Genomic DNA, 25,684 nt, shown 5'->3' on the forward strand with positions numbered 1-25,684 from the left:
GCTTTTCATTATAAGTCATGTGGGACTTTTTGCATACCGTCAAAAAGCCCTACAATATCTGAATGAGATTTACCCACTACAGAAATTATAGAGCCAAAGCTTTGACGCTAGCAAACACTGGACAGCTTAATCAAAGACGATAGTAATAGATGCTTGGCCTTTGGCTGGGTGTCTTTTTTGTGTCCATAATATTTTTTTATGGTAGACGATAAAAAAGACTAATTATACAAGGGAGGCGAGAGGTGTTAAACTAAGCTTATCAGAAATGATAAGGAGGTTGTAAATGGTAGGAGCAATATTATCAGGTGGTCTTGTTGGCCTTGTTTTTGGTTTTATTTTACAGAGAAGTCGATTTTGTATGACGGGTGGTTTCCGTGATATGTATATCGCTAGGGACAATACCCTATTTTATGCCTTTGTGATTGCTATTACGGTTGAAAGTTTGGGAGTCATCAGTCTTTGGAAGTTGGGTTATTTAGCTAATCCTTATGAAGATTATTCTGTTTTAGGAGCGATTGTTGGGTCTTATTTGTTTGGTATCGGAATTGTGCTAGCTGGTGGTTGTGCAACAGGTACTTGGTATCGGGCAGGAGAAGGACTTATCGGTAGTTGGGTAGCCTTGTTTTTTTACATGTTGAGTGCTTCTAGTATGAAGTACGGTGCTTTAAAACCCCTGAATGATTTTTTAGCTAAGCATTGGGTTATTTCAGATAATCTTCCAAAGTCTTTGGGGATATCTGTTTGGTATTTTGTAAGTCTCCTAGTGATTATTTCGTTGGTGCTAGTCATACGTGAGTATCGTCGGCCTAAACCTAGGGTGGCTAGTTTACCAACTAGGTATAAAGGTCTAAGGCATTGGTTGTTTGAAAAGACTTACCATAAGTATTGGGCAGGGTTTGCCATTGGTCTCATTGCTTTGATTGCCTGGCCTGCTAGCCAAGCAACAGGCCGTATTGGAGGATTGGGGATTACAACACCTTCGGCCAATCTCATTACTTATGCGACCACTGGGGATAGTCATCTTTTGAATTGGGGTGTTTTCCTTGTTATTGGTATTTTCATGGGTTCTTTTCTAGCTGCCAAAGGTGCGGGTGAATTTCGTTGGCGCCTGCCAGATTTAAAGACCATCGGTAAAAGTGTTATTGGTGGAATTTTGATGGGAATAGGCGCTTCTTGGGCAGGTGGCTGTACTATCGGTAACGGTTTGACAGCGACTGCTGTCATTTCTAGTAAAGGATGGATAGCCTTACCAGTAACAATCTTGGGCGTTTGGACAGCCTCTTACTTTATATTTGTAAGACCAACTCAAAAATAAAAAGGAGATATAAATGGTACTCGTAAAACTTGAAACAGGTGGACAAGTTTGTCCATTCCCTTTAATTGATGCTAAAAAGAAAATAGCAGAGTTAAACAAGGGAGATGAGTTGTTAATAGCTTTTGACTGCACTCAGGCAACAGAAAGCATTCCTAATTGGGCTGCTGAGAATGGATACCCTGTGACACGGTTTGAGCAGGTTGGCGCTGCTTCTTGGGAGATTGTTGTCCAAAAGGTATAATTGACTTTCTTTTTGCTTTCTTCTTACGAATAATATAAGTGAGGAGGTAAGTAAATGTACAACAAAGTTATTTTAATTGGGCGCTTGACAGCGACACCTGAGATGGTGACAACAGCTAATGCCAAGTCTGTGACGCGTGTGACTATAGCAGTTAATCGTCGCTTCAAATCGCAGAGCGGTGAGCGTGAGGCTGATTTCGTCACTGTTGTGGTCTGGGGTCGACTGGCTGAAACCTTAGCATCCTATGGTAGTAAAGGCAGCCTTATTTCCATTGATGGTGAGCTTAGGACACGCCAGTATGAAAAGGACGGTCAAAAACATTATGTGACAGAAGTGCTAGCCCAGTCCTTCCAACTATTGGAAAGCCGTGCCCAGCGTGCTATGCGTGAGAATACAGTCGCTGGAGATCTTGCTGATTTGGTTTTGGAGGAGGAAGCTCTCCCATTTTAAGCGTGTCAGCACTCATTAAAACTCCCTATGCTCTTCTTAACACTCATCAAAGTGGGAAGGAATCGCTCATTTCGAAGACATGTGATTTTCTCAAGATCTGTCACTTCTAGTTGCTAATTCGAAAGACTCTATCCCCCCTTATTACATCTGCACACTAACTACATTAAAAACGAGTTTGAGATTACTTTTGTCTCAAGCTCTTTTGTTTTCTTCTATTCAGTTAGAAAAAAGCTAGTCAGATAGACCTCATCAATGTCTAAAGGGTGTTTTGCTTCCTGAGTTTATTTTGAAAGTTTTAGAAAGAGTTTTCATGAGTTTAAAATTAAGATAGAAACCCTTTTCAAAAAATGCTATACTGAAAGAAATGCTTTTAGTCAGGGCTCTCATTAGGAGCTATTTAGGAGAGAAAAGATGACTCGATTAAAAGAATATTGGTTTTTTATAACGTCTAGTCTTTTATTTTTACTATTAATGATAGGGATTTTTGGCTTTTATCAGGAAGGGCATCTGTTACCACATCAGTTGAAGATTGGTGCGACCTATATGACCATGAACAATGATTTTTACAAAACCCTCAATGAAGAGATTGCTCAAGAGGTTTCTGAAAGGTCGGACTTATTGGTGATGCGTGACCCTAGCCTGGATGTGGCTAAACAGGCTGAACAAATTGATTATTTTATTAAGGAGAAGGTATCGCTAATCATCATTAACCCTGTTGATCGTCAAAATGCCTTGCTTTTAAAAAAACTAAGACGAGCCAAACAAAAAGGGATTAAAATAGTCGTTGTTGATAGCCAGCTTCAGGGAGCTGATTTTGTGGATACGACGATTCTATCAGATAACTACAAGGCAGGTGTTCTTTGCGCAAAGCAATTGATGAAAGATAAGACTTCGGCTAACATTTTGTTACTTGAACACGACTCTGCCTTGTCGGGTGCTGACAGGATACGTGGTTTTCTAGATACGCTATCAGGTCATCCTAACTATCGAGTGGTTGCCCGTCGAGATGTCTTGGGTCAGACTGAGCTTGCCATGCCTGCTGTCCAAGATGCGATTGCTTCTGGGGTTACCTTTGATACGGTCATGTCCTTAAACGATCAGGCTGCTATCGGAGCCTTGGCTGCCTTAGATGAAAAAGGTCTATCTCAGGTAGCTGTCTATGGTATCGATGGATCACCTAATATGAAGCGGCTTATTGAGACAATGCCAGCAGCTAAGGCAACAGTGGCACAATCACCCTATGATATGGGTCGAGAAGTCTTGAAAGCTAGTTATAAGCTTGCCAAAGGGAAGTCGTATCCGACTGAGGTTGTGACTGATGTGACCTTGATCACCAAAGCAAGTATCGGTCAATACGATTTATCGGGGTGGCAATGATGAATACACGACATTATGAACGCTATGCCAGTTGGTGTAAGACCCTCTTGATTATTATCAACAGTCTGGCGGTGCTGGTAAACGCTACTATTTATTTGTTTGCCAGTAAGTACATTATCGCGACGAATCAGAGCCATCGTCTCTTGGAGAATCTCTCTGTCATTCCGCAATCACCTGTCTTGGTTTACTGGTCAAGCCTTAGTTTTCTGGCAGGACTCTTGGTAACCATCTATCTCAGACAACATTTGATTGATAGTTGGCGAGGGCATTACGATTGGCTGGCGCTTATGGAAGTCCTCTTTTTTTTGCTGACCTTTGTTGCCCTACAGTTTTCCTATAATGGCTTGATTTTACTGGTTTTTGCGGATATTTTTTACAGCTATACGGATTTTTACACTTTGAGGAGGCAAAAAACCTGGTTTTGGTTTATTGCGGTGAGTTTTGGTCTCTTACTTTTGACTAACTTTGACCTCTTATCACTACTGATCAAGCTTCCAGATCTCTCGGTCTATTTGGATTTTATACCGATGAGCTTGCGTGTAGCTTTAACCTTTATCAAAAATTTTCTAGGCATTAGCAACATGGTTGTTTTCCTCGTTTCCTTGGTTGCTTTTGTGATTTATTCTGTTTCTGAAAATCATAAGATTGAAGAGGAACTTCGAATGGCAGACCGTGCCAACCAAGAATTGACGGCCTATGTTTCTCTCGCTGAAAAAATGGCGGAGGATCGCGAACGCAAACGTATTGCTAGAGAAATCCATGATACCTTAGGGCATGCCTTGACTGGTATTTCTGCAGGTATAGATGCGGTTAAGGTTTTGATTGACCTCAATCCTGATCATGCCAAAAAACAACTTCAAAATATTTCAACTGTCGTCCGTGAAGGTATTCAAGATGTTAGGCGATCCCTGGAGAAATTGCGACCAGGAGCCTTGGAGCGAGGAAGCTTAAAAGAAGCCCTCCTTAAAATGATTGCAGATTACGAGAGCTTGTCTAAATTACAGGTTGTCTTGGATTATGATTGGGACCAGGTTGATTTAGATATTGCCAAGGAAGACGTGGTTTTTCGTGTTATCCAAGAATCAGTCACCAACTCCTTGAGACACGGCCATGCCAAGCAGGTTAACATCAAAATGACCACTTCGCCAGACACATACAGGATTGTGATTTCAGATAATGGTCAGGGCTGTCAGAACCTCACCTATGGTTATGGTCTGACCCAGATGCAGGAGCGTTTGGCTGTGATTGGAGGGCAAGTGTCTTTTGAGAGTATCGATGGTTTTGAAACAAGGATAACAATTCCTAAACGTAAAGGAGAAGAAGAATGATCAACCTACTTATTGCTGATGACCAAGAGCTAATCCGCGAATCGGTCAGCATTGTCTTATCAGCCTATCCAGATCTCAATGTGGTTGCGACAGCTTCAAATGGCTTAGAGGTGCTTGACTACCTTGAGTCTCATCCAGTTGATGTGATTTTGATGGACATTCGTATGCCAGAGATGGACGGTGTTGTCTGTACCAAGATGGTCAAGAAGCGGTTTCCAGGGACCAAGGTCATCATTTTGACGACCTTTGATGACGATGAATTTATTTTTAGTGCCTTAGAGTACGGAGCATCAGGTTATATCTTAAAAGGGATATCGATGGAGGATCTTCATCAAGCTATCATTACGGTTAATAGTGGAAATGCCATGCTCAATCCAGATATTGCTGCCAAGGTATTTCGTCTCTTTTCCCAAGTTAGTCACTCGACGTCCAACATTCAGGTGGATCAAGATGGTGTGGCTGACCTGTCTAAGACAGACTGGCGTGTCATTCAACAGGTGGGGCATGGCTTGTCTAACAAAGAGATTGCAGGCAAACTCTTTTTATCTGAGGGAACCGTCCGCAATTACTTGTCCGTCATTTTATCGAAATTACAGTTGCGAGATCGGACACAACTAGCTATCTGGGCTGTTCAAACAGGTGTGTTAACAAAGGATTATGATGATTAAAAAAGGAAAAAAGCTTGTCTATACGTTTATCGTATTGAGTATCTGTTTGTGTTTGGGAGCAGGGCTTTTGATTTACCACCTCTCTTTTGCCAAGCAAGTCATCCGTATCGGTGTCTATAGTGGCAGTTCGTGGGATGTGCCTAGCGGTCAAGATAATAAACTTCTAGACACGGTTATCAAAGGCTTTGAAAAGGATCATCCCAATGTCAAAGTGGTTTATGAGTCAGGTATTTCTAAGGCTGACTACGCAGACTGGTTGTCAGACCAAATCGTCACGGGAAAGCAGCCAGATGTTTTCATGGTCCCTGAAAATGATTTTAATCTCTTAGCGTCGACAGGCAGTCTGGCTAATTTAGATTCTTATGTTAGTCATGATTTGAATCTCAATCGTTATTATCAGGCGAGCTATGAGGCTGGTCAATACGGTTCTTTCCAGTATGCTCTACCGTTTGAAAGCAATCCTGTTCTTCTTTGTATCAATAAGGACTTGCTAGATAAAGAAGGCATAGCCTTACCAAATGAAACATGGACACTGGAGGAGTTTTATCAGATTTGTAGGCGTCTGAGTAAGGACACTGATGGCAATGGCAGTCTTGATCAGTTTGCGACAGTCGGCTACACTTGGCAAGAGGCAATCATGGCAAGAGGTTTGAGCCTGTTTGATGAGACGGGTCGCAAGGTTCAAGTAAATACTAGTCAAGTACGCTCAGCCTTATCTTGGTACAGTAAGCTAGAGGCTCTTAACGGTTCCTACCAAGTCTCTAGCAGTGATTTTGACAAAGGTAAGGTCGCTTTTATGCCAATGACCTTGGCAGAGTATCGCACCTACAAGTCTTATCCTTACCATGTGTCTAAGTATGCTAACTTTTCGTGGACTTGTATAGCCATGCCCACCCAATCAGGTAAAGTTGGTTTCAGTCAGATGGAGACCTCCCTCTTAGCCATCTCTTCGAAGACACGTAAGAGCGATCTTGCTTGGGCTTTGTTGAAACGTTTATCGGCGAACAAACAAACGCAACAAGGCTTGTTTGAACAGTCCCAAGGAGCATCTGTTTTGACTTCGGTTATGACAAGCCCAAAAACAGATAGGCTCTTACAAAGCACGCCATTTGGGGATTCGGTACTCAAACAGGACAAGCTCAATCAGATTTTGAAAAAGGCAGAGCCCAGTCCCAAGTTTAAGCGCTATACCAGTTTGATGGAACAGGCAGACTATCTCATCACTAAATCACTTAATCAGGGGACGTTAGAATCAGATTTAGCTAGCATTCAACGTCAACTTGAAACGGCTGCTAATTAGCAAAACATCTAGTTGAAAAAGCAGAGCTGAGTGATGACCGCCAAGTGAATTGGTAGAGGTCATGGCTCAGTTTTTTTGGTTCCAAGATAGTTAAGAGGATGTCTTCTTAACAACAGCTTACCAAATATGACAAATGTCACTTAAAGTTGTGATGTTTGTCATCTCAAGTCGTGACAAAACACCATTTGAAACCGTTCTCTATTTTTGTAAAATTAAGACAATATAAAGTGATACTCATCATGAGAGGAAGAAGGGAAACGCATGAAATATTTACTTCTCGTTAGTCACGGTGGTTTTGCAGAAGGTCTTAAAACATCTTTGGCAATGTTTGCAGCTGACAAGATGGATCAAGTCATTGCAGTTGGACTTCGTGAAGGAACAGAAGCCTTTGCTGAAGAATTTAGACAAGCCATCGCCAATGTGACTAGCGATGATTCTGTCGTTGTTTTGGCAGATATCGTTGGTGGAAGTCCTCTAACAACGGCTCTTGGAGTCCTAGAGGAAAAAGGACTTCTTGACACAGCTGTTGTCTTAGGAGGGATGAACCTTCCGATGGCTATTACCTCAGCTGTTATGAAAGATTTGCTTGATGGTGATGCCTTTGTTCAGGCTGTTCTACCAGAGGCACAAACCGCTCTTCAAGAATTTAAAGTGGCAACTGAGGATGCTGAAGACGAAGATGACGATATTTAATAGCATTGCGCTAACTAGGTTTAAAAGGAGATAAAAAATGGTAGTTTCATTTGTACGTATTGACGACCGTATGATTCATGGTCAAACTGTAACACGTTGGGCAAAAGAGTACCCTTGTGATGGTCTCATTGCTGTCAATGATGCAGCCGCATCTAACAAAGTTTTGGTGCAAGCCTACAAAGGTGCAGCAGCTGATAAGAAAACATTTGTCTGGACAAAAGAAGCTTTCGCAGCAAAATCAGGCAAAGTTACTGACTCTGACTCACGTTATTTCTTGATCACTAAGAACCCAATCGACATGAAAGAAATCTTAGTTGACCAAGGTTATGTTCCAGGTGATGTGAAAGAAATCATCGTCGGTCCAGCAAACGACCGTCCAGGTGCTGTCAAACTTGGTAACAACCAATCAATCACACAAGAAGAAGCAGAAGCTATTGAAGCAATTGAAAAAGCAGGATATAAAGTGAAATTCCAATTGTTGCCTGATGTTTCAATTGGTTACTGGTCAGATTTTAAATCAAAATTTGGGTTCTAAGTAGTATCGATAGGTAAAGGAGAACGGTTATGACAATTAACTGGTTACAAGCAGCCCTCCTTGGTATTTTTGCAAGTTTGGCATCAATGCCTGGTATGGGTGGTTCAAGTATTGGTAACTACACTTTGGGACGTCCCTTAGTAGGTGGTTTGGTCTGTGGTTTGATCTTAGGGGACCTTAAAATGGGTATCCTCTGTGGGGTTGCCATGCAGGTGGTTTATATTGCCTTGGTAACTCCTGGTGGTACGGTATCTGCGGATGTTCGTGCCATCTCATACATCGGTATCCCTCTAGCTATGGTAGCGATCTCAGCTAAAGGTTTAGCAGCAGACTCTACTGAGGCTGTTAACTTGGCAACATCATTAGGAGCCCTCGTTGGTACTGTCGGGACAGTCTTGTTCTATGGTACAGCTACTATGAACTTGGTTTGGCAACATATCGGTTGGAAGGCAGTTGAAGAAGGGGATTTTAAAAAACTCTATAAAGTTGACTGGGTTTACCCATGGATTTCACACGCTATCTTCTCATTCCTACCAACTCTCATTATGGTAAAATTTGGATCTGTCGCTGTTGAAGCTATCCAAAATTACCTTCCAATGGATGGTATTGCGATGAAGACTCTCTTTACTGTAGGTGCCCTTCTTCCATGTGTGGGTATTGCTATTTTGTTGAAACAAATTGTGACAAAAGCAGTTGACTTTATTCCATTTTTTGTTGGATTCACTCTTGCTGCATCACTTGGCCTTAACTTGGTATCATGTGCAGTTATCTCACTAATCTTCGCTGTTTTGTTCTACGAAATTGACATGGCAAAACAATCACGTGCAGTGGTTTCTAGCGCTGATGTGGATTTTGATGACGATGAGGAGGATATTTAAGATGGCAGAAAGAAAAAAAATCTCTAAAAAAACCTTAGCAAAATCATTCCATCATTGGTATTATGGTCACTTGACATGCTTCTCTCAAGAACACATGCAAACCTTTGGTTACCTTACTTCAATGCTTCCAATCGTTGAAGAATTGTACGATACTAAGGAAGAACAAAAGGTTGCTATGCAAACTTACACAGCCTTTTTCAATACTGAACCACAGCTCGGCTCTGTCATCGTCGGTGTGACAGCAGGTTTGGAGGAAGCGCGTGCAAATGGCGATGGTGTTGATGACGAAACCATCAATGGTATGCGTGCGGGTCTGATGGGACCAGTTGCAGGTATCGGTGACTCACTTGTTGTTGGTACTCTTATTCCAGTTCTTCTCGGTATTGCTTTGGGGCTTTCTAAAGGCGGTTCACCAATTGGTGCCATCTTCTATATCTTGGTTTGGAACCTCTTGGTTTATTTGGGAATGCGCTTTGCCTACTTCAAAGGTTATGAACTTGGTGATAGAGCGGTTGAATTCCTTGTAGGAGCTCAAGGACAAGCCATTCGCCGTGCAATTGGTATTGTCGGTGGTATGGTTATCGGTGGTGTTGCGGCAACTTGGGTTTCTGTTAAAACAGCCCTTCAGTTGGGAGATGCTAAAAAACCATACCTTGTCTTGCAAGATCAATTTGATGCTGTTTATCCAGGACTTTTAACAGCAGCATTTATCGTCTTTTGTTGGTGGTTGATGGCTAAGAAGAACGTGTCACCAAACAAGGTTATGTTGCTTTTGGTAGTGATTGCATTTATCGGTGTTCTTGTTGGCTTCTTCAACCCAGGACTTAAATACTAAGCTGATATCTAAGGAGGTAAGATGACAAAAGCAGAAATGATTCAAGGTTACGAAACTGAAATTGCTTATCAAAAACACATGATTGATAATCTAGGACGTTGGTTTTCCTTGCTCTTTGTTCTAGCGAGTCTAGGCGTTGTCTTAACTTATCTCTACTACCAAAAAAACTTAGTGGCTGAGATTGTGGGAATTTTGCTAGTAGTATTGGGTATTTTAGGAATGCTCCTATTTGGTTACGGTATTTACAAAGGACGCCAAAATTTAGCTAAAGTGATTGATGATTTTGACCAAAAGGTGAAACAAATCACCACAGATAGCTAAGAGACTAAGTGTGATGATGTGGCAAAGACTGGCATTGTCAGGGACTCCCCTCCCAACCAAGATGCCGACGGCTTTGCTAGAATATCATTTTAAAAGACTGAACGTGAGTTCGGTCTTTTTTGACACTACAAATTATCAGAATTTTAAAAAAGCATTGACTGTTACACTGAATAGGAGTAAACTAGTAGTAATCATGAACAAGGAGGATGTAAGATGTTACGACAAACGTCACGATCAGACAAAGAATTGAATAGCTATTATTACTTTGGTTTCTTTAGATAGACGTTTGTATTGCTAGAATGGATACAGACGTCACCCATGTTTGTATCTATGAAGCTAAAGCATTTTACGATGATCCTAGCCGATTAGAGAGATAGTCTAACTGGTTAGGGATAAGCGCGTGAACTTTTGCGCGTCATTATAGCCGGTTAGACAGTGTCTGACTGGCTTTTTGCTTGTGATAGATAGTGTAGCGTCAGCTATTTTTAAAGAAAAAGGATTACGGAGGAAGGAAAATGAAAAAAATCCTGATTGCTGTAGCTAGTTTAGCTATGGCCGGGCTTGTTTTGGCAGGGTGCTCATCCCAAACAAGCTCTAGTAAAGAGGTCACACATATTGGTATCCTCCAATATGTGGAACACCCATCCTTGTCAGCGACCCGTAAGGGCTTTGTTGAGGAGTTGGAAAAAGAGGGCTATGTTGATGGCAAGAACATTGTTATTGATTACGAAAATGCCCAAGGTGACCAGTCTAACTTGCAGACCATCGGAACTAGCCTTTTGTCAGACAATGACATGGTTCTAGGGATTGCGACACCCGCTGCTCAGTCTTTGGCTAATTTGACGACTGATAAGCCCGTACTATTTACAGCGGTAACAGACCCTGTTTCAGCTAAATTGGTTAAGACAATGGAGAATCCAGGGGGGATGGCGACTGGTACTAGCGACATGTCACCGATTGCCAAGCAGGTTGAATTGCTTCAAAAAGTGATGCCAAAAGTGAAAAAAGTCGGCATCATGTACACAACCAACGAGCGTAACTCAGAGGTTCAGGTCGAAGAAGCAAAGAAAGTCTTTAAAGAAGCTGGTATTGAGACCGTTGTTAAAGGGATTTCATCAACCAATGATGTTCAAGACACAGCTAAGAGCTTGATGAGCCAAACTGAAGTGCTCTTTATCCCAACGGATAACACCATTGTTTCGGCGATTTCTCTTGTAACAGACTTGTCTAAAGAAACAAAAGTACCTGTTGTTGGTGGTTCGGCTGATGTTGTAGAGTCAGGAGTTCTCTTTACCTATGGTGCCAACTATAAGGCTCTAGGTCGCCAAACGGCTAAACTGGCTATTCGTCTCATGAAGGGTGAGGAAGTTAGCAAGGTTTCTGCCGAATATCCAAAAACACTAGACGTTGTGGTCAATGAAGATATGGCTAAGACCTTGGGCATCGATGTCTCAAGCATCAAGTCTGAAAAGACTGAAACAACAGAAGCTGAGGAGACAACTAAATCCTCAACAAGTGCTTCAACGACCAAGAAATCTAGCAGTCAAACCTCTTCAAACAAGAAAAATGCTTGGCTAGAAGTGGCTCTTTCAGCCCTTTCTCAAGGTTTACTTTGGGCAATCATGGCCATTGGTGTCTTCATCACTTTCCGTATCTTGGATTTAGCTGACTTGACTGCTGAGGGTGCTTTCCCTCTAGGTGCAGCTTCAACAGCTATCATGATTGTCAATGGTATCAATCCTCTCCTTGCAACGCTAGGTGGTTTTGTAGCTGGTATGTTAGCAGGAGCAGTCTCTGGCTTCTTACATACTAAGATGAAGATTCCAGCCCTCTTGACAGGTATCATCACCTTGACAGCCCTCTACTCAATCAATCTTTTGGTTCTGGGTAGTTCAAACGTTTCGTTATCAGGTCAGACAACTCTTGTGACCATGGTCATGGGAACTGGCTTGTCAAAACTTTACAGTGTTATTTTAATTGGTTTGGTCTTTGTTGCCTTTGTGATTGGACTTTTGGTTGTTCTCTTGAACACTCAGATGGGACTTGCCCTTCGTGCGACAGGTGATAACATTGCCATGGGTGAGGCAAATGGGATCAAGGTTGATCGCATGAAAATCTTGGGTTATATGATTTCAAACGGTTTGATTGCCTTAGCTGGTTCACTTTTGGCTCAAAATAATGGCTACGCTGATATGAACATGGGAACAGGTACTATCGTTAACGGACTGGCTTCTATTATCTTGGCAGAGGTTATCGTCAAATACTTGCCGCTCGGGAAACGCCTCTGGTCAATCGTTCTTGGTTCTATCTTGTACCGCTTAGTTCTGGTTATCATTCTTGCTATGAATGTGGATGCTCAGATGTTGAAACTAGCATCAGCTATTCTTCTGGCAATCATCCTCTACGTCCCAGAAGTACGTCAAAAACTTGGTATCAAACCCTCAAAAACAGTGGCAACAGGAGGTAAAGACTAATGGCATTACTTTCACTTCAACACATTAAAAAGACCTTTGAACAAGGTACTATCAATGAAAATCCCGTTCTTCGTGGTTTAGATTTGGATATTGAGCAGGGTGATTTCATCTCTGTTATCGGTGGTAACGGTGCCGGAAAATCAACCTTGATGAACTCTATCGCAGGTGTTCTTGATATTGATGAGGGAGATATTCTTTTGGAAGGACGTTCGATTCGCAAGGATTCTGTTGATGTTCGTTCAAAAGACATCAGTCGTGTTTTCCAAGACCCTCGCATGGGAACAGCAACCAATCTTTCTATTGAAGAAAATATGGCCATTGCCTACCGTCGTGGTAAGAAGCGTAGCTTTTTCAAAAAATCAATCACTGATGAAGAACGTCAAATCTTTAGAGAGGCTCTTGTCGGACTTGGTTTGGGTCTTGAAGACCGCATGAAGACGGATGCTAACTTCCTATCCGGAGGACAACGTCAGGCATTGACGCTTGCTATGGCGACCTTGGTCCGTCCTAAGATTTTACTTTTGGATGAGCATACGGCAGCTCTTGACCCTAAAACCAGTGATATGGTCATGAATTTGACCCGCAAGTTGGTTGAGGAGCAGGAATTGACAACGCTCATGATCACCCACAATATGGAACACGCGATCGAATATGGTAACCGTTTGGTTATGCTTTATCATGGTAAAATCGTTGTTGATGTGCGTGGTGAAGAGAAGAAAAACCTCACCGTCGCTCAGTTGATGGACCTCTTCCACAAAAATAGTGGAGAAGCCCTTAATGACGATGCTTTGGTATTGGGATAATTTAGCTATTAAAAAGTGAGTTTGGCAGTTGCTGAACTCACTTTTTTACAGTAGTCAAATCCATCAAATCGTGTTAGACTAGCATAAAGAAAGGTGGTTTCTATGCGTTATTGTTTACTATTGAGAGGGATAAATGTTGGTGGCAGAAATAAGGTAGTCATGGCAGAGCTTAAGGCTCTCTTGACGGCTCAAGGATATGAAGAGGTGGCATCTTATATCAATAGTGGCAATCTTTTTCTGACCTCTTCTAAAGCAGAGCCTGACTTGAGACAGGAATTGAAGAATTTGTTGGCGCAGCACTACCCTTTTGTGGCTCAATTTAGCCTATTCAGTCAGGAAGCTTATGAAGTGGAGCGCCAGCAATTGCCAACTTGGTGGCAAGAGGATTTGGCAAGAAAGGACGCGCTTTTTTATACTCAGACGGTGACTAAGGAGCTTTTAGAGCAGGAGTTGGCTAATCTAAACCTCGGTGACGAGGTGCTTTATTTTGGAGACTTGGCAGCTTACTGGGGCAAGTACGATGAGAAAACGTACGCTCAGACAGTCTACCACAAACAGTTTGCCAAAACTAAAAGTTACAAACAGGTCACCATTCGCAATCACAAGACCTTTGCGAAGTTAGCGGATTTTTTGGCACAATAGCTACGCTTTTAAAAGGCACTCTTTTCTTTTGACTATTTTTGACCAAGTGATATAATAAGATTTGTAGAAATTAGCACTCGATAGATAAGAGTGCTAAAACAACTGAAAAATGGGAGGTAAGTCTAATGACTTTGAAACCTTTGGGTGACCGTGTTGTGGTTACGTTTGAAGAAGTAGAAGAAACAACTGCTGGTGGCTTTGTTTTGGCGGGTGCTAGCCGTGAAGCGAGCAAGAAAGCACAAGTCGTCTCAGTCGGAGAAGGTATTCGCACCTTGACGGGAGATTTGGTAGCGCCTAGCGTCAAAGCGGGAGATACAGTTCTCGTGGAAAATGGGGCAGGGCTTGAGGTCAAAGATGGTGACCAAAAGCTAGCCATCATTCGTGAGAGCGACATCCTAGCAATCGTTGAATAAGGAGAAAAGGTATGAGTAAAGAGATTAAATTTTCATCAGATGCCCGCTCTGCTATGGTGCGTGGGGTCGATATTTTAGCAGATACGGTCAAAGTAACGCTTGGTCCTAAAGGACGCAATGTTGTGCTTGAAAAAGCCTTCGGCTCACCCCTTATCACTAATGACGGTGTGACCATCGCTAAAGAAATTGAACTAGAAGACCACTTTGAAAACATGGGTGCTAAGCTAGTCAGCGAAGTGGCGTCAAAAACCAATGACATCGCAGGTGACGGAACAACTACAGCAACGGTATTGACACAAGCCATCGTTCGTGAAGGGCTTAAAAACGTGACAGCAGGAGCCAACCCAATCGGTATCCGTCGTGGGATTGAAGCAGCAGTAGCGACAGCGGTTGAGGAGTTGAAAGCCATCGCTCAACCTGTTGCCAATAAGGAAGCTATTGCACAAGTTGCTGCCGTGTCATCTCGCTCAGAAAAAGTCGGCGACTACATCTCTGAAGCCATGGAGCGTGTCGGCAAAGACGGTGTTATCACGATTGAAGAGTCTCGTGGTATGGAGACAGAGCTAGAAGTGGTTGAGGGCATGCAGTTCGACCGTGGTTACCTCTCACAATACATGGTCACTGACAATGAAAAAATGGTTGCTGAGCTTGAAAACCCATTTATCCTTGTGACAGACAAGAAAATTTCAAATATTCAAGATGTTCTTCCTCTCCTCGAAGAAGTGCTTAAAACCAACCGTCCTCTTTTGATTATCGCTGATGACGTGGACGGCGAAGCTCTTCCAACCCTTGTCCTTAACAAAATCCGCGGTACCTTCAACGTGGTGGCGGTTAAGGCACCTGGATTTGGTGACCGTCGTAAGGCTATGTTGGAGGATATTGCCGTCTTGACTGGTGCGACTGTTATCACAGAAGACCTAGGTCTTGAGTTGACTGATGCGACAATGGCTGCGCTCGGTCAGGCAGCTAAGGTACAAGTAGACAAAGACAGCACTGTCATCGTTGAAGGTGCTGGCGCAGCGGAAGCTATTGCTAACCGTGTTCACTTGATTAAGTCTCAATTGGAAACAACAACGTCTGAATTTGACCGTGAAAAATTGCAAGAACGCTTGGCGAAATTGGCAGGTGGCGTGGCAGTTATCAAAGTTGGTGCTGCAACAGAAACAGCTCTGAAAGAGATGAAACTCCGTATCGAAGATGCCCTCAATGCCACTCGTGCAGCGGTTGAAGAAGGTATCGTAGCAGGTGGTGGTACTGCCCTTGTCAATGTTATTAATAAGGTAGCTGAGCTTGAATTGACTGGTGATGATGCGACTGGACGCAATATCGTTCTTCGTGCCTTGGAAGAGCCAGTTCGTCAGATTGCCTTTAACGCAGGCTACGAAGGTTCTGTCATTATCGAGCGTTTGAAAAATGCTGAAGTCGGAACAGGTTTCAATGCAGCTAACGGTGAGTGGGTCAACATGGTTGAAGCAGGGATCATCGATCCTGTTAAAGTAACGCGTTCAGCCCTTCAAAACGCAGCTTCAGTGGCTAGCCTCATTTTGACAACAGAAGCCGTCGTTGCCAACAAACCAGAACCACAAGCCCCAGCAATGCCAGCAGGCATGGACCCAATGGGCGGCATGGGTGGATTTTAAAAAAATAAAAACTGAGTTTTAGCTTATTTTAAGGAAGACCTTATATACTATAACCATCCTAAAACTTTTCTTTTTCATAAATCTCCTGGAAGTCTCAACTCATACGAGTTGGGGCTTTCTTTTGGTTGTTCCTCGAAAAAAGGTGGTTTTTATGTTAGAATGAAAAGACTAAGTCGATGTTAGAGGGTATATCGTCAATTCGGAAAGGCCCTTTGTATCATATTTATTCGAACACAGGCTACGGACTTTGTCAAAAAGATAAATCTTCCTAGATGCTTTAGCATCTTCGTCAGATTTCCTATTTTGACGGTGTCCGCTTAACGCCTTTTGTATCATGTTTATTCGAACACGCCCTGAACACTGTGCAAAAAAGATAAACTTCCTAGTGTCTTTCGACACAGCGTCAGTTTCCTATTTTTGCTTTGTGTTCTACGGGCTTTGTATCATGTTTTTTCGAACACAGCCGAAACGCTGTGTGAAAAAGATAAATCTTCCTAGACGCAAGCGTCTTCGTCGGATTTCCTATTTTCACTTTGCGTTTTGCGGCTTTTGTATCATAGAATTTGAACACGGGACTAATTTTCTAGAAGAAAAGATGAACTTCTCTGTGTCTTTCGACACAGCGTTAGTTCCCTATTTCTTTACGAAAATTTCCAGCAAGCTGGACTGTCCCTTTGTATCATGTATTTGAACACAGCCGAAACGCTGTGTGAAAAAGATAAATCTTCCTAGATGCAAGCGTCTTCGTCAGATTTCCTATTTTCACTTTGCGTTTTACGGCTTTTGTATCATGTTTATTTGAACACGGGCTAAAAAGCTATTGAAAAAGATGAGCCGGCTAGAAAATCAGGATTTTCTGCCTTCTCCCTATTTTCATACGCTTTTATAACGCCCTTTGTATCATAAATTAGGAGTTGTCATGTCAGAACTTTTCAAGAAATTGATGGATCAGATTGATATGCCGCTTGAGGTTAAGGCTTCAAGTGTTTTTTCGTCTGGGGATATTATCGAGGTTAAGGTTCATTCGGTCAGTCGTCACTGGGAGTTTCATTTTGCCTTTCCTGAGATTCTGCCGATTGCGCATTATCGTCTCTTGCAGTCTCGTTTGATGGCTGCTTTTGAGGCGGCTGAGATTAAGGCGACCTTTGACATTAAGGCAGAGCAGATTGATTTTTCTGATGAGCTGATTGGGGCTTACTATAAGGAAGCTTTTGAGCAACCGACTTGTAACAGCGCTAGCTTCAGGTCTTCTTTTGCCAATCTCAAAGTCTCTTACAGAGATGGCAAATTGATCATTGAAGCGCCAGCTTTTGTCAATAACGACCACTTTAGAACTAATCATCTGCCAAATCTGGCTCGTCAGTTTGAGCTCTTTGGCTTTGGTAAGGTCTCGGTGGATATGGTGTCTGATGAGGTCATGACCCAGCAGTTGCAGGAGGACTTTGTCTCTAGTCGTGAGGCTTTGGTGGAAAAAGCGGTGCAGGAAAATCTGGAGGCGGTCAAATCTTTGGAGGCTTCTATGCCACCTCAGGAGGAGGCCGCGTCCAAGCCACAATTCGATTTCAAAGAGCGTGCAGCTCAGCGTCAGGCTGGTTTTGAAAAAGCAGAAATCACACCGATGATTGAGATTGAGACCGAGGAGAATCGTATTGTCTTTGAAGGTCTGGTTTTTGATGTGGAGAAGAAAACGACCAGAACAGGTCGCCACATCATCAATTTCAAGATGACAGACTACACGTCCAGCTTTGCCATGCAGAAGTGGGCTAAGGACGATGATGAGCTCAAGAAATTTGACATGATCGCTAAAGGGAATTGGCTCCGTGTGCAAGGTAATATCGAGAACAACCAGTTCACTCGTAGCTTGACCATGAATGTCCAGCAGGTCAAAGAAATCGTCCACAACCCACGCAAGGATTTGATGCCTGAGGGTCAAAAGCGTGTGGAACTACATGCCCACACCAATATGTCCACCATGGATGCGCTACCGACGGTTGAGGACTTGATTGACAAGGCAGCCAAGTGGGGACACAAGGCGATTGCCATTACAGACCATGCTAATGTGCAGAGTTTCCCACACGGTTATCACAAGGCTCGCAAGGCTGGTATCAAGGCCATTTTTGGCTTGGAGGCCAATATCGTTGAGGACTCGGTGCCGATTACTTATAACGAAGTGTCTATGGATATTCGAGAGGCGACCTATGTGGTCTTTGACGTGGAGACGACAGGTCTTTCTGCGGTCAATAATGACCTGATTCAGATTGCGGCCTCTAAGATGTATAAGGGTAATATCATCGAGCAGTTTGATGAGTTTATCGATCCAGGTCATCCGCTGTCAGCCTTCACGACGGAGTTGACTGGGATTACGGACAATCACGTCAAGGGCTCTAAGCCCCTCAAGCAGGTCTTGGAAGAGTTTCAAGCTTTCTGTCAGAACACGGTCTTGGTTGCCCACAATGCCACCTTTGACGTTGGCTTTATGAATGCCAACTACGAGCGTCATGGACTGCCCCGCATTACGCAACCAGTCGTTGATACCTTGGAGTATGCCCGCAATCTCTATCCTGAGTACAAGCGTCATGGTTTGGGACCTTTGACCAAGCGTTTCCAAGTGGCGCTTGAGCACCACCACATGGCCAATTACGATGCCGAGGCGACAGGTCGTCTGCTCTTTATCTTCATCAAGGAGACAGTGGAAGAAAGAGGCATTACCGACCTCGCCAAGCTCAATACCGACCTTGTCTCAGAGGATTCTTACAAGAAGGCACGTGTCAAACATGCAACTATTTATGTGCAAAATCAGACAGGTCTGAAAAACATTTTTAAGCTCGTTAGTTACTCCAATGTCAAATACTTTGAAGGAGTGGCTCGTATTCCAAGGACCGTCTTGGATGCTCACCGAGAGGGTCTGTTGTTAGGGACTGCCTGCTCAGAGGGTGAGGTTTTTGATGCTGTGCTGTCAGCTGGTGTGGATGCAGCAGTTGAGGCGGCTAAATATTACGACTTTATCGAGGTCATGCCACCAGCTATCTATGCGCCCCTAATTGCGCGTGAGCTAATCAAGGATGAGGCTGGTATTCAGCAGGTTATCCGTGATTTGATTGAAGTAGGACGTCGTCTGGATAAGCCTGTCATGGCGACTGGAAATGTTCATTATCTAGAGCCAGAAGATGAGATTTACCGTGAGATTATCGTGCGTAGTCTAGGGCAAGGTGCCATGATTAACCGTACGATCGGTCGTGGGGAAAATGCTCAGCCTGCACCTTTGCCAAAGGCTCACTTCCGTACCACCAACGAAATGCTGGACGAGTTTGCCTTTTTGGGTGAGGACTTGGCCTATGAGATTGTCGTGACCAATACCAATGCCTTTGCGGACCGTATCGAGGACGTCGAGGTGGTCAAGGGTGACCTCTACACGCCATTTATCGATAAGGCAGAAGAAACCGTCGCTGAGTTGACCTATCAAAAAGCCTTTGAACTCTACGGTAATCCACTTCCAGATATTATTGACCTTCGTATCGAAAAGGAATTGACTTCTATCTTGGGGAATGGCTTTGCCGTGATCTACCTGGCGTCGCAGATGTTGGTTAATCGCTCCAATGAGCGTGGCTATCTGGTGGGGTCGCGTGGCTCTGTTGGCTCTTCTTTCGTAGCGACCATGATCGGGATTACAGAGGTTAATCCCATGCCACCGCACTACCTCTGTCCAAACTGCCAACACTCAGAATTCATTACAGATGGCTCTTATGGTTCAGGTTATGATTTACCAAATAAGGACTGCCCAGAGTGTGGCACGCTCTATCGTAAGGACGGTCAGGATATTCCTTTCGAAACCTTCCTTGGTTTTGATGGGGACAAGGTTCCCGATATTGATTTGAACTTTTCAGGGGATGATCAACCGTCTGCCCACTTGGATGTTCGTGATATTTTTGGTGAAGATTATGCCTTTCGTGCGGGAACAGTAGGAACGGTGGCTGATAAGACTGCATACGGTTTTGTCAAAGGTTACGAGCGTGACTATGGCAAATTCTACCGAGAAGCCGAGGTTGACCGTCTAGCTATGGGAGCAGCAGGTGTGAAGCGAAATACAGGTCAGCACCCAGGGGGGATTGTTGTTATTCCTAACTACATGGACGTCTATGACTTCACGCCAGTTCAGTTCCCAGCTGATGATGTGACAGCTGCTTGGAAGACCACTCACTTTAACTTCCACGATATTGATGAGAACGTCCTCAAGCTCGATATTCTGGGGCATGATGATCCGACCATGATTCGTAAGTTGCAGGATTTGTCTGGTATTGATCCCAAAGAGATTTTAGCAGACGATCCTGGTGTTATGGCACTCTTTTCAGGGACTGAGATTTTGGGTGTAACCCCTGAGCAGATTGGAACTTCGACAGGTATGTTGGGAATCCCAGAGTTTGGGACAAACTTCGTACGTGGCATGGTGGATGAAACCCATCCAACCACCTTTGCAGAGCTCTTACAATTATCAGGACTATCGCACGGTACCGACGTTTGGTTAGGAAATGCCCAGGACTTAATCAAGGATGGAACAGCGACGCTGAAAACCGTTATCGGCTGTCGTGACGACATCATGGTTTACCTCATGCACGCAGGTCTTGAGCCTAAGATGGCATTTACCATCATGGAGCGTGTGCGTAAAGGCTTGTGGCTAAAAATCTCAGAAGACGAGCGTAATGGCTACATTCAAGCTATGCGTGACAATAATGTGCCAGACTGGTACATCGAGTCCTGTGGAAAAATCAAGTACATGTTCCCTAAAGCCCATGCGGCAGCCTATGTTCTTATGGCGCTTAGGGTAGCTTACTTTAAGGTGCATCATCCGATTTACTACTACTGTGCTTATTTCTCTATTCGTGCCAAGGCTTTCGAGCTACGTACCATGAGTGCAGGTCTTGATGCTGTCAAGGCTAGGATGCAAGACATTACAGATAAAAAGCATCGTAACGAAGCTAGCAACGTCGAAAACGACCTCTTTACCACACTGGAAATTGTCAATGAAATGCTTGAGCGCGGCTTCAAGTTTGGGAAGCTAGACCTTTACCGCTCAGATGCTACGGAGTTTATCATTGATGGTGATACCCTCATTCCACCATTTATTGCCCTTGAGGGACTTGGTGAGAACGTTGCTAAACAAGTCGTTTCAGCACGAGCCGAAGGTGAATTCTTATCCAAAACAGAACTCCGCAAACGAGGAGGGCTTTCACAAACCCTAGTTGAAAAAATGGACGACATGGGCATCCTCGGCAATATGCCAGAAGATAACCAACTCAGCCTCTTTGATGATTTCTTTTAAAACATGATACCAAGCCCGTAGAACACAAAGCAAAAATAGGAAACTGACGCTGTGTTGCAAGACACTAGGAAGTTTATCTTTTTTGCACAGTGTTCAGGGCGTGTTCAAATAAAAACGATACAAAACCAGCCAAGCGGCTGGTTTTTGACGTTTATACTAATTAGTGATAAAATAGACCTATCAAGATGATATCTGTAGAAAGGAGAATTTATGGGAGAAGAATTAGATAAAGACTTGGCAATCAAATCAATGGTTGTCATGCGTAAGGCGTTTCGTACCATTGATACTTATGTCTCTGAGTCTTACAAGTTTGATGATCTGACACCGACGCAGTTTGGTGTTCTAGATGTCCTCTATGCCAAAGGAACGATGAAAATCGGTGCTTTGATTGATAGTATGTTAGCAACTTCTGGCAATATGACAGTCGTTATCAAAAATATGGAGAAAAAGGGCTGGGTTACCAGAACGACCTGTCCTAGTGATAAACGCTCTTATCTGGTTGCCCTAACTGACGAGGGGCGTCGCATTATTGAGCATAACCTACCTATTCATCAGCAGAAAGTGAGAGAGGCTTTCTCTGTTTTGACGGAAGAAGAACAGTCTCAGTTAATTGACTTACTCAAGAAATTTAAGGCAGTAGAGAAAAAATAACGTTGTCATTGATGTGAATATGTTTAAATCATTACTTGCTGAAACTGAAGCAAAACTGCTTGAGGATAAAGCAATTGTCTCCTATCTTGATTGGAAAGATGTGCCAGACTTTTCACAGGATTTGGAAGTAGAAACACCAGTAGCTGTTGCCTCAGTTCGTAAAGCAGTACTTGCCGCTATCAACTAAGCCTTTAAATCTCGCCCTCAGGTGAGATTTTTCTATTGATAGAAGAACAGTTTTGAAAAAAATATAACTAATTAGTAAAAAAATAAGCAAAAGACTTTACAAAATGAAAAACAGAGGTTATAATCTACTACATAGTAATAAAAGTTACTAATTAGTAACGAAAAGGAGCCCGAGATGTCAATCTTAGACACTTTTAAATCAATTTTTGGAAAAAAAGAGGAAAAACCAATGAAAAACATTTTATTTGTCGTCGGATCACTTCGTCAAGGATCATTCAACCACCAACAAGCTGAAAACGCAGCAAAACTTCTTGAAGGTAAAGCAAACGTAACTTACCTTGATTGGACAGATGTTCCAGTCTTTTCACAAGACTTAGAAGGTCAAACGCCAGCAGCGGTTGCTTCAGCTCGTGAAGCCGTACTTGCAGCAGATGCCATTTGGTTCTTCTCACCAGTTTACAACTTCGCTATTCCAGGTTCAGTGAAGAACTTGATTGACTGGCTCAGCCGTGCCCTTGACTTGTCTGACACAACTGGTGCTTCAGCTCTTCAAGACAAGGTGACAACTGTCTCACTCGTTGCCAATGGTGGTCACGAACAAGCTGCTGACCAATACCGTGCCTTGTTGCCATTCGTTCGTACACAATTTGTTGACGAATTGACATTTGCACGTGTTAACGATTCAGCTTGGGCTGATGGTAAATTTGTGGCAGATGAAGCTACTCTTGCTCAATTGGAAAAACAAGCAGAAGCTCTTCTTGCAGCAATCAACTAATAGTTAAAAACAAATCAAAACTTGACGCCATTTGAGAAAGACATGATATCTCTGATAAATGCCATCCTGAATGACGTGTGGAATAGTGTAAACATAAGGAGAAATAATATGTTAGATATTCACTATATTGTTAACCAAAGCGAAAAATCAATCAGCTTTAATTCAGTAGATGATTTCGTCATGCAGCAAAATCGAGAAGTTCCAACACTTCAGGATTTCGTCATTGTATCATCTGTTACATTAGACGGCACTGAATTGCCAGAATTTAGTGGCAAACGTCTTGATACCGTTTATAATTACTTTTCTCAAAACAATAACTAAACCATTCTGTTTAGACTTGGTAGGCTATGGGAAAATGAGAAAGTGGGATAGTAAAATCATCGCTGCTTCTCAAAACTAAAAAGACAGTCAACAAGAAAGCTCGGTATTTTAGCCTGGGGCTTTCTTTTTTGCATTTTTGAAAAAATTGTGAAAGATTGGTATTTTTTTCACAAACTTTAAGAGAATTTACTGATAATCAAAAAAATAAAGTTGCCTAAAGGCTAGAAATACGATAAAGAAAGCATTTTCAAAAATACAGACAAATATGTTGTACTTTGTGAAAATTTACAATATGATAGTAGTGTAGAAAATTATTTTCGGAGGAAAGTATGGTTAACATTACTAAAGAACAACACTTGGATATGTTCCTCAAAATGCAACAAATCCGTGATGTTGATATGAAACTTAACAAACTTGTTCGTCGTGGCTTTGTTCAAGGGATGACACACTTCTCAGTTGGGGAAGAGGCAGCTTCAGTTGGTGCCATCCAACTCTTGACTGACCAAGATATTATCTTCTCAAACCACCGTGGTCACGGTCAAACCATCGCTAAAGGCATCTCTATTCCAGGAATGTTTGCAGAGCTTGCAGGTAAAGCGACTGGTACCTCAAAAGGTCGTGGTGGTTCTATGCACTTGGCTAACCTTGAAAAAGGAAACTACGGAACAAACGGTATCGTAGGTGGTGGTTATGCCTTGGCTGTTGGTGCTGCTTTGACACAACAGTATGAAGGAACTGACAATATCGTTATTGCCTTCTCAGGTGATTCAGCGACCAACGAAGGTTCATTCCATGAATCAGTGAACTTGGCTGCTGTTTGGAACTTGCCAGTGATTTTCTTCATCATCAACAACCGTTATGGTATCTCAACAGACATCAGCTACTCGACTAAGATTCCTCACCTTTATACACGTGCAGATGCTTATGGTATTCCAGGTCACTATGTTGAAGATGGTAATGATGTGCTTGCTGTTTATGAAAAAATGGCTGAAGTTATCGACTATGTTCGTTCAGGAAAAGGCCCTGCTATCGTTGAAGTTGAGTCATACCGTTGGTTTGGACACTCAACAGCTGATGCAGGTGTTTACCGTACAAAAGAAGAAGTGGACGCTTGGAAAGCTAAAGATCCACTTAAAAAATACCGTGCTTACTTGACAGAAGAAGGCATCGCAACAGATGAAGAGCTTGATGCTATTGCGGCACAAGTGGCACAAGAAGTGGAAGAGGGCGTTAAATTTGCAGAAGAAAGCCCATTCCCAGACTTGTCAGTTGCCTACGAAGACGTTTACGTGGACTAAGCCAAAGGGCAAATCGTTCAGTCTATTACTTGAAACTAAATCTAAAGAATAAAATGAAAGGAAGAGAACGAAAATCGTGACATTTGAACACGAACGAAATGCTTGGAATTTAGATAGACCGACTAGTGTGCAAGGCACTCTGCGTCGGTCTCCTAAAATTCAGTCGCATTTTGGCGTTCTTTGTATCATAAATTATGTCAGAAACTAAAGTGATGGCTTTGCGTGAGGCGATTAATCTTGCACAAAGCGAAGAAATGCGTAAAGACGAGAAAGTCTTCTTGATGGGTGAGGATGTCGGTATCTACGGTGGTGACTTCGGTACTTCTGTTGGGATGCTTGCAGAGTTTGGCGAAAAACGTGTGCGTGACACGCCTATCTCAGAAGCTGCTATTGCAGGTGCTGCCGTTGGTGCTGCCCAGACAGGTCTTCGTCCAATCGTTGACTTGACTTTCATGGACTTCATCACCATTGCTATGGACGCTATCGTTAACCAAGCTGCTAAAACAAACTACATGTTTGGTGGAGGCTTGAAAACACCTGTAACCTTCCGTGTGGCTTCTGGTTCAGGTATCGGTTCAGCAGCCCAACACTCTCAATCTCTTGAAGCATGGGTTGCCCACATTCCAGGTCTTAAGGTGGTAGCTCCAGGTACTGTCAATGATGCCAAAGGTCTGTTGAAATCATCAATCCGTGATAACAACCCTGTTATCTTCCTTGAACCAAAAGCCCTCTACGGTAAAAAAGAAGAGGTTAATCAAGACCCTGATTTCTACATTCCACTTGGAAAAGGTGAGATCAAACGTGAAGGTACTGATGTGACTATCGTTTCTTACGGACGTATGCTTGAGCGTGTTCTTAAAGCAGCTGAAGAAGTTGCGGCTGAAGGTATCAGCGTTGAGGTGGTTGACCCACGTACCTTGGTACCTCTTGATAAAGACCTCATCATTGATTCTGTTAAGAAAACAGGTAAGGTTATCCTTGTCAACGATGCTTATAAGACTGGTGGCTTCATTGGAGAAATCGCGTCAATCATTACAGAAAGCGAAGCCTTTGACTACCTTGATGCGCCAGTGATCCGTATCGCATCTGATGATGTGCCAGTTCCTTATGCTAATGTTCTTGAAAATGCTGTCTTGCCATCTGTAGAGAAAATCAAGGCTGCTATTTACAAACAAGTCAATAAAGGCTAATAATAGATGATTCAGCTAGGTCGTAGGTCTAGC

24 protein-coding genes are annotated in these 25,684 nt (G+C 43.0%); all 24 read left to right on the top strand.

What is annotated here, in order from left to right; translation table 11 throughout:
• Positions 1–283: 283 nt before the first annotated feature.
• The 24 genes from JOC31_RS06785 to JOC31_RS06900 all read left to right on the top strand — a co-directional run bounded on the left by JOC31_RS06785 (position 284) and on the right by JOC31_RS06900 (position 25,651).
• The gene (locus JOC31_RS06785) at positions 284–1,315 is read left to right on the top strand and encodes a YeeE/YedE family protein (protein WP_205017405.1); all 1,032 of its coding nucleotides are present in this window, start codon (positions 284–286) and stop codon (positions 1,313–1,315) included.
• 13 nt (positions 1,316–1,328) lie between these two features.
• A complete protein-coding gene (locus JOC31_RS06790; RefSeq protein ID WP_205017406.1) occupies positions 1,329–1,556 on the top strand; it encodes a sulfurtransferase TusA family protein in 228 nt (75 codons plus the stop codon).
• A 54-nt stretch (positions 1,557–1,610) separates the two neighbouring features.
• Positions 1,611–2,006: a single-stranded DNA-binding protein gene (locus tag JOC31_RS06795; protein ID WP_205017407.1), complete on the top strand. Its 396-nt coding sequence runs from the start codon at positions 1,611–1,613 to the stop codon at positions 2,004–2,006.
• Positions 2,007–2,417: 411 nt separating this feature from the next.
• The gene (locus tag JOC31_RS06800) at positions 2,418–3,383 is read left to right on the top strand and encodes a sugar ABC transporter substrate-binding protein (RefSeq protein ID WP_205017408.1); all 966 of its coding nucleotides are present in this window, start codon (positions 2,418–2,420) and stop codon (positions 3,381–3,383) included.
• A complete protein-coding gene (locus tag JOC31_RS06805; protein WP_205017409.1) occupies positions 3,383–4,711 on the top strand; it encodes a sensor histidine kinase in 1,329 nt (442 codons plus the stop codon). Before JOC31_RS06800 ends, JOC31_RS06805 begins: the two co-directional genes overlap by 1 nt.
• Entirely contained in the window at positions 4,708–5,379 is a 672-nt protein-coding gene (locus JOC31_RS06810; protein WP_205017410.1) for a response regulator transcription factor, read from the top strand. Before JOC31_RS06805 ends, JOC31_RS06810 begins: the two co-directional genes overlap by 4 nt.
• Entirely contained in the window at positions 5,372–6,679 is a 1,308-nt protein-coding gene (locus tag JOC31_RS06815) for an ABC transporter substrate-binding protein (RefSeq protein ID WP_205017433.1), read from the top strand. The genes JOC31_RS06810 and JOC31_RS06815 overlap by 8 nt, the downstream gene beginning before the upstream one ends.
• A gap of 261 nt (positions 6,680–6,940) precedes the next feature.
• Positions 6,941–7,372: a PTS sugar transporter subunit IIA gene (locus JOC31_RS06820; protein WP_205017411.1), complete on the top strand. Its 432-nt coding sequence runs from the start codon at positions 6,941–6,943 to the stop codon at positions 7,370–7,372.
• A 37-nt stretch (positions 7,373–7,409) separates the two neighbouring features.
• Positions 7,410–7,907, top strand: a complete 498-nt coding sequence (locus JOC31_RS06825) for a PTS sugar transporter subunit IIB (protein ID WP_205017412.1) — start codon at positions 7,410–7,412, stop codon at positions 7,905–7,907.
• 29 nt (positions 7,908–7,936) lie between these two features.
• Positions 7,937–8,785, top strand: a complete 849-nt coding sequence (locus JOC31_RS06830; protein ID WP_205017413.1) for a PTS mannose/fructose/sorbose/N-acetylgalactosamine transporter subunit IIC — start codon at positions 7,937–7,939, stop codon at positions 8,783–8,785.
• A complete protein-coding gene (locus JOC31_RS06835; protein WP_386705164.1) occupies positions 8,769–9,620 on the top strand; it encodes a PTS system mannose/fructose/sorbose family transporter subunit IID in 852 nt (283 codons plus the stop codon). Before JOC31_RS06830 ends, JOC31_RS06835 begins: the two co-directional genes overlap by 17 nt.
• Before the next feature lie 21 nt (positions 9,621–9,641).
• Positions 9,642–9,941, top strand: coding sequence for a DUF202 domain-containing protein (locus JOC31_RS06840; RefSeq protein ID WP_205017415.1), 300 nt, complete (start codon positions 9,642–9,644; stop codon positions 9,939–9,941).
• A 515-nt stretch (positions 9,942–10,456) separates the two neighbouring features.
• The gene (locus tag JOC31_RS06845) at positions 10,457–12,415 is read left to right on the top strand and encodes an ABC transporter substrate binding protein (RefSeq protein ID WP_205017416.1); all 1,959 of its coding nucleotides are present in this window, start codon (positions 10,457–10,459) and stop codon (positions 12,413–12,415) included.
• A complete protein-coding gene (locus JOC31_RS06850) occupies positions 12,415–13,218 on the top strand; it encodes an ABC transporter ATP-binding protein (protein WP_205017417.1) in 804 nt (267 codons plus the stop codon). The genes JOC31_RS06845 and JOC31_RS06850 overlap by 1 nt, the downstream gene beginning before the upstream one ends.
• A gap of 102 nt (positions 13,219–13,320) precedes the next feature.
• Positions 13,321–13,860 (top strand): DUF1697 domain-containing protein, encoded by a 540-nt coding sequence (locus JOC31_RS06855; protein WP_205017418.1) that lies wholly within the window; start codon positions 13,321–13,323, stop codon positions 13,858–13,860.
• Positions 13,861–13,985: 125 nt separating this feature from the next.
• The gene (groES, locus tag JOC31_RS06860) at positions 13,986–14,273 is read left to right on the top strand and encodes a co-chaperone GroES (protein WP_205017419.1); all 288 of its coding nucleotides are present in this window, start codon (positions 13,986–13,988) and stop codon (positions 14,271–14,273) included.
• Positions 14,274–14,284: 11 nt separating this feature from the next.
• Complete coding sequence (gene groL / locus JOC31_RS06865) at positions 14,285–15,913, top strand: chaperonin GroEL (protein WP_205017420.1); 1,629 nt, start codon at positions 14,285–14,287, stop codon at positions 15,911–15,913.
• Positions 15,914–16,832: 919 nt separating this feature from the next.
• A complete protein-coding gene (locus JOC31_RS06870) occupies positions 16,833–21,230 on the top strand; it encodes a PolC-type DNA polymerase III (protein WP_205017421.1) in 4,398 nt (1,465 codons plus the stop codon).
• A 210-nt stretch (positions 21,231–21,440) separates the two neighbouring features.
• Entirely contained in the window at positions 21,441–21,881 is a 441-nt protein-coding gene (locus tag JOC31_RS06875) for a MarR family winged helix-turn-helix transcriptional regulator (RefSeq protein ID WP_205017422.1), read from the top strand.
• A gap of 19 nt (positions 21,882–21,900) precedes the next feature.
• The gene (locus JOC31_RS06880) at positions 21,901–22,068 is read left to right on the top strand and encodes a hypothetical protein (RefSeq protein ID WP_205017423.1); all 168 of its coding nucleotides are present in this window, start codon (positions 21,901–21,903) and stop codon (positions 22,066–22,068) included.
• 228 nt (positions 22,069–22,296) lie between these two features.
• Positions 22,297–22,842, top strand: coding sequence for an NADPH-dependent FMN reductase (locus JOC31_RS06885; protein WP_338058835.1), 546 nt, complete (start codon positions 22,297–22,299; stop codon positions 22,840–22,842).
• 108 nt (positions 22,843–22,950) lie between these two features.
• Complete coding sequence (locus JOC31_RS06890) at positions 22,951–23,163, top strand: hypothetical protein (RefSeq protein WP_205017425.1); 213 nt, start codon at positions 22,951–22,953, stop codon at positions 23,161–23,163.
• Between the two features lie 329 nt (positions 23,164–23,492).
• Positions 23,493–24,461: a thiamine pyrophosphate-dependent dehydrogenase E1 component subunit alpha gene (locus tag JOC31_RS06895; RefSeq protein ID WP_205017426.1), complete on the top strand. Its 969-nt coding sequence runs from the start codon at positions 23,493–23,495 to the stop codon at positions 24,459–24,461.
• A gap of 194 nt (positions 24,462–24,655) precedes the next feature.
• Positions 24,656–25,651, top strand: a complete 996-nt coding sequence (locus JOC31_RS06900; protein ID WP_205017427.1) for an alpha-ketoacid dehydrogenase subunit beta — start codon at positions 24,656–24,658, stop codon at positions 25,649–25,651.
• Positions 25,652–25,684: the final 33 nt, after the last annotated feature.

It is taken from the genome of Streptococcus saliviloxodontae (genome assembly GCF_016908655.1).
GTDB classification, from domain to species: domain Bacteria; phylum Bacillota; class Bacilli; order Lactobacillales; family Streptococcaceae; genus Streptococcus; species Streptococcus saliviloxodontae.

What these genes read in the sequence shown, in the direction of transcription:
- JOC31_RS06800 (WP_205017408.1), top strand. Translation starts at nt 2,418, where the DNA reads ATGACTCGATTAAAAGAATATTGGTTTTTTATAACGTCTAGTCTTTTA.
- JOC31_RS06840 (WP_205017415.1), top strand. Translation starts at nt 9,642, where the DNA reads ATGACAAAAGCAGAAATGATTCAAGGTTACGAAACTGAAATTGCTTAT.
- JOC31_RS06845 (WP_205017416.1), top strand. Translation starts at nt 10,457, where the DNA reads ATGAAAAAAATCCTGATTGCTGTAGCTAGTTTAGCTATGGCCGGGCTT.
- JOC31_RS06820 (WP_205017411.1), top strand. Translation starts at nt 6,941, where the DNA reads ATGAAATATTTACTTCTCGTTAGTCACGGTGGTTTTGCAGAAGGTCTT.
- JOC31_RS06850 (WP_205017417.1), top strand. Translation starts at nt 12,415, where the DNA reads ATGGCATTACTTTCACTTCAACACATTAAAAAGACCTTTGAACAAGGT.
- JOC31_RS06815 (WP_205017433.1), top strand. Translation starts at nt 5,372, where the DNA reads ATGATTAAAAAAGGAAAAAAGCTTGTCTATACGTTTATCGTATTGAGT.
- JOC31_RS06810 (WP_205017410.1), top strand. Translation starts at nt 4,708, where the DNA reads ATGATCAACCTACTTATTGCTGATGACCAAGAGCTAATCCGCGAATCG.
- JOC31_RS06885 (WP_338058835.1), top strand. Translation starts at nt 22,297, where the DNA reads ATGAAAAACATTTTATTTGTCGTCGGATCACTTCGTCAAGGATCATTC.
- JOC31_RS06830 (WP_205017413.1), top strand. Translation starts at nt 7,937, where the DNA reads ATGACAATTAACTGGTTACAAGCAGCCCTCCTTGGTATTTTTGCAAGT.
- JOC31_RS06825 (WP_205017412.1), top strand. Translation starts at nt 7,410, where the DNA reads ATGGTAGTTTCATTTGTACGTATTGACGACCGTATGATTCATGGTCAA.
- JOC31_RS06890 (WP_205017425.1), top strand. Translation starts at nt 22,951, where the DNA reads ATGTTAGATATTCACTATATTGTTAACCAAAGCGAAAAATCAATCAGC.
- JOC31_RS06855 (WP_205017418.1), top strand. Translation starts at nt 13,321, where the DNA reads ATGCGTTATTGTTTACTATTGAGAGGGATAAATGTTGGTGGCAGAAAT.
- JOC31_RS06895 (WP_205017426.1), top strand. Translation starts at nt 23,493, where the DNA reads ATGGTTAACATTACTAAAGAACAACACTTGGATATGTTCCTCAAAATG.
- JOC31_RS06805 (WP_205017409.1), top strand. Translation starts at nt 3,383, where the DNA reads ATGAATACACGACATTATGAACGCTATGCCAGTTGGTGTAAGACCCTC.
- JOC31_RS06870 (WP_205017421.1), top strand. Translation starts at nt 16,833, where the DNA reads ATGTCAGAACTTTTCAAGAAATTGATGGATCAGATTGATATGCCGCTT.
- JOC31_RS06785 (WP_205017405.1), top strand. Translation starts at nt 284, where the DNA reads ATGGTAGGAGCAATATTATCAGGTGGTCTTGTTGGCCTTGTTTTTGGT.
- JOC31_RS06795 (WP_205017407.1), top strand. Translation starts at nt 1,611, where the DNA reads ATGTACAACAAAGTTATTTTAATTGGGCGCTTGACAGCGACACCTGAG.
- groES (WP_205017419.1), top strand. Translation starts at nt 13,986, where the DNA reads ATGACTTTGAAACCTTTGGGTGACCGTGTTGTGGTTACGTTTGAAGAA.
- groL (WP_205017420.1), top strand. Translation starts at nt 14,285, where the DNA reads ATGAGTAAAGAGATTAAATTTTCATCAGATGCCCGCTCTGCTATGGTG.
- JOC31_RS06790 (WP_205017406.1), top strand. Translation starts at nt 1,329, where the DNA reads ATGGTACTCGTAAAACTTGAAACAGGTGGACAAGTTTGTCCATTCCCT.
- JOC31_RS06875 (WP_205017422.1), top strand. Translation starts at nt 21,441, where the DNA reads ATGGGAGAAGAATTAGATAAAGACTTGGCAATCAAATCAATGGTTGTC.
- JOC31_RS06900 (WP_205017427.1), top strand. Translation starts at nt 24,656, where the DNA reads ATGTCAGAAACTAAAGTGATGGCTTTGCGTGAGGCGATTAATCTTGCA.
- JOC31_RS06880 (WP_205017423.1), top strand. Translation starts at nt 21,901, where the DNA reads ATGTTTAAATCATTACTTGCTGAAACTGAAGCAAAACTGCTTGAGGAT.
- JOC31_RS06835 (WP_386705164.1), top strand. Translation starts at nt 8,769, where the DNA reads ATGAGGAGGATATTTAAGATGGCAGAAAGAAAAAAAATCTCTAAAAAA.